The 3,871-nt window shown below is 38.7% G+C and carries 4 protein-coding genes; all 4 read left to right on the top strand.

The features are described 5' to 3' along the window. Positions 1-1,194: glycoside hydrolase family 88/105 protein (locus tag ACOVQ4_RS14605; protein ID WP_421821363.1), on the top strand; the 1,194-nt coding region annotated here is incomplete at its 5' end. A gap of 26 nt (positions 1,195-1,220) precedes the next feature. After that, positions 1,221-2,198, top strand: coding sequence for an alpha/beta hydrolase fold domain-containing protein (locus tag ACOVQ4_RS14600; RefSeq protein ID WP_421821362.1), 978 nt, complete (start codon positions 1,221-1,223; stop codon positions 2,196-2,198). A gap of 20 nt (positions 2,199-2,218) precedes the next feature. Continuing rightward, a complete protein-coding gene (locus tag ACOVQ4_RS14595) occupies positions 2,219-3,139 on the top strand; it encodes an alpha/beta hydrolase (protein WP_421821361.1) in 921 nt (306 codons plus the stop codon). A 140-nt stretch (positions 3,140-3,279) separates the two neighbouring features. Next, on the top strand, positions 3,280-3,864 hold the full coding sequence (locus ACOVQ4_RS14590; protein WP_283374456.1) for a Crp/Fnr family transcriptional regulator: 585 nt from the start codon (positions 3,280-3,282) through the stop codon (positions 3,862-3,864). Positions 3,865-3,871 lie beyond the last annotated feature (7 nt).

The raw sequence follows: 3,871 nt of genomic DNA, 5'->3' as shown, positions 1-3,871 counted from the left end.
ATGCAACGAAGAACACTTTTACAGATGGCCTTGGCGTATTCTGGTACATCGGTATTGTACCCAGCCATGGCACATGATAAATCAAAAACAGCTTGGTCGGTTCGTATGGCCGATTCAGATATAAAACGAAATCCTGAGGCTTGGATGTTAGACTTTGCCAAAAAGCCTTTTTGGGGCTATTGTCAAGGATTAGTTTGTCTTTCACTACAAAAACTTTGGGAATACAATGGCGACATCAAGTACTATGAATATGTCAAAAAGTATGCTGATGATTTGATTTTGGCAGATGGCACGATTACTACTTATGATAAAGAAAAGTACAATATCGACGCTGTAAACTCAGGAAAAATCCTATTTGCCATTTATGAAAAAACAAAGGATTTAAAATACAAAAAAGCCTTAGATACCCTTCGTGACCAAATGCGTAGCCATCCACGAACGACTGAAGGTGGTTTTTGGCACAAAAAACACTATCCTCATCAAATGTGGCTCGATGGACTTTATATGGCAACACCTTTTCTGGCTCAATATGCCAAAGTTTTTCAAGAACCTACGCTTTTTGATGATGTTGTCAAGCAAATTCTACTGATTGATAAACATAACAAGAATCAAGTCACGGGTCTGTATAGTCACGGTTGGGATGAAAGTAAACAAGAAAAATGGGCCGATAAGGAAACAGGAAAATCTGCTCATACATGGGGGCGTGGCATGGGATGGTATGCTATGACTTTGGTAGATACATTAGAATTCTTCCCCAAGAATCACCCTCAGTATAAGGCTATTTTAGACATAACTCATCAGGTTGCGAATACTTTACAAAAATATCAAGATGCTTCAACAGGACTTTGGTATCAGGTGATGGACGTAGGAGCGAAGGAGGGTAATTATGTCGAAGCATCTGCCTCTACGATGTTTGTATATACCCTCATCAAAGGAATACGTTTGGGGGTAATCGACAAAAAGTATTTAACCACAGCTCAAAAAGGCTACCAAGGTATTCTGAAACATTTTATTAAAGAACAATCCGATGGAGGAATTACCATTGCCGAGACTTGCGCAGGAGCAGGTTTGGGAGGCAATCCCTATCGCGATGGAACTTATGAATATTATTGTAAAGAAGCCAAAAGAGACAACGATCCTAAAGCTGTTGGTCCATTTATTCTATTAGCCATAGAGTTTGAGAAAAGAACTTAGTATGATTTATCTTAAAATATAAATTCATGAAAATCAAAATATTAGCCATATTTCTATTAGTATTTTCTGGTAAAATATCAATAGCCCAATATAAGCTCATTCCTAAAGACACTACTTATAATGTCAAGAGAGTACATAGCCAAATCAAGAGAGATTATCCCTACGCAATTCCTGTACCTGACCAAACACCAGCAAATGTGACTGAGTCGAGGGACTTGATTTATGCGCATTTGCCACAAACGCCCTTTGGTCCGAGAGATTTACATTTAGATATTTTTAGACCTAAAAAGAAAGGTAAATATCCTGCACTACTGATGATTCATGGCGGCGGATGGCGTTCGGGCGAAAAATCTATGCAAGTTCCTTTGGCACAATTAATTGCCAATAAAGGATTTGTGACTATTCCTGTTGAATACCAATTATCACTCGAAGCACCTTATCCAGCGGCTGTCCACAATATCAAAGCCGCTATTCGTTGGGTAAAAGCTCATGCGCAAGAATTTGATATTGACACTACCAAAATGGCGATTTCAGGTTGTTCGGCTGGTGGACATTTGGCATCATTGGTGGGATTAACGGGTGGTGTACCTCGATTTGAAGGCACAATGGGAAATCATTTAGGTATATCAACTAAGCTTCAGGCGATAGTGGATATTGATGGTGTTATCAATTTTTTGGCACCTTCGTCTCTCAATCTTGAACGTAAAAGCGATTCTCCAGATGCTGCTTGGCTCGGCGGATTATATTCTGAAAAACCGCTAGTTTGGAAAGAAGCCTCTCCAGCCTATTGGATTACCGAAAAATCCGTTCCGATGTTATTTTTGAATAGTGGTTATTCTCGTTTTCATGCAGGGCAAGATGAGCTTATCGGTCAATATAAAGAGTGGGGTATTTACCAAGAAGTTCATCAGTTCAATGTGAAAGTCCATCCCTTTTGGTTGTTTCATCCTTGGGCCGACGAAACGGCATTGTATATGGCTGATTTCTTGAAAAAAGTACTTTAACATTTTTAATTTTTGCACTGATGAAAATCTTAAAAGTTCTAATATGTTTATTTCTTTGCTGGGCATCAAGTCAAACTTTGTTGGCACAAGAGTTTATGCCTCTATGGGAAAAAGGTAAAATGCCGAACTCCAAAGGCTTGACTATCAAAGACAGCATCGCCAATGAACGCGTATACCGTGTGGGTACACCTGGGATGTATGCTTTTTTTCCGTCAAATCAAGAAAATAAAGGTGCCGCCGTTGTGATTTGTCCCGGAGGTGGATACGAGCGTTTAGCGTATGTTATTTCAGGGTTTCAGTTGGCAAAATGGTTCAATACTATGGGTATTTCAGCTTTTGTGCTCAATTACCGCTTACCTAATAGCCCTGATTTAGTTAACCGTGAAATAGGTCCCTTGCAAGACGCTCAGCGAGCCTTAAAATATATTCGAAGTAACGCCAGCAAATGGGGTATCAAACCTGATAAAGTAGGTATTCAAGGCTCATCGGCAGGTGGACATTTGGCTAGTTTGGCAGGAGTAAGTACAAAAGATATTGCTTCGGTTGGCGATTCGCTTGATAAATTTTCGGCTCATCCCGACTTTATGATTTTGGTTTCGCCTGTCGTGGATTTAGACAAATACGCGCATAAAGGCAGTAGAAAAAACCTTTTAGGAGAAAACCCTTCGTCTGAATTAGTAAAACAATATTCAATTCAGCATCAGGTAACACCCAAAGCTTGCCCTGCTTTTATCGTATGTGCTTTTAATGACAATGCCGTTGATGCACATAATAGTTTGATGCTTTATCAATCACTTTTGGAAAACAAAGTAAGTAGTGCCTTACATATTTTCCCTCAAGGCGCACACGCTATTGCGTTAAGAAATAATCCTGGCTCGGCAGAAATATGGACAGAAATTTGTGAAAAATGGCTTTCCGAAATAGGGATAATAGCACGATAATTCTTTCTTGGCTTGTGTCAAAAGTACTTTTTACCTTTTTAGGCGGATTTATCCGCCTTTTTTTATGGCAAAACCTTTTAGGATGTATTTTTGTGCAGTATTTGACTTATCTCTTCAAGCCATATTGATCCAAAACTTTCATGAAAGACATTTTTAAAGAATATTTACAAAAGTATATTCCCATTACTGATGAACAATTCGAGCAACTTTCTTCAGAGTTGACTATCAAACACGTTAAGAAAAATACGATTCTCATCGAGCAAGATACCATTGATGATTCTACGTTTTTTGTTTGTCATGGCTTGATTCGCGCTTATACTATCGACCATCAAGGAAAGGAACACGCGATATTTTTTGCCCCAGAACATTGGTGGGTCAACGATAAAAATAGCTTTTACTTTTGTGAACCTTCCTTGTTTTATGTAGAAACTTTAGAGGATACAGATTTGGTACAGATTTCTCGTAAATTCTATGATAAAGCTGCCCTTTTGATTCCTGAATTTGCTCCTTGGCAAACTAAAATTTTGCATAATTCCATCAGATTTATGCAAAAACGCATCAATTTGTTATTGGCAGCTCAAGCCGAAACTCGCTATTTGGATTTTATCAAAATGTACCCTAACCTCGTTCATCGTATTCCACAAACAATGATTGCGTCTTATTTAGGTATCACCCCTGAATCTCTAAGCCGAGTTAGAAAAGTATTGGCAACGAAGGGAATTTGAAAATTTG

The sequence above is a fragment of the Flectobacillus sp. genome (genome assembly GCF_049240685.1).
Classification (GTDB): domain Bacteria; phylum Bacteroidota; class Bacteroidia; order Cytophagales; family Spirosomataceae; genus Flectobacillus.
This window is presented reverse-complemented; position numbering and strand designations above follow the sequence as displayed.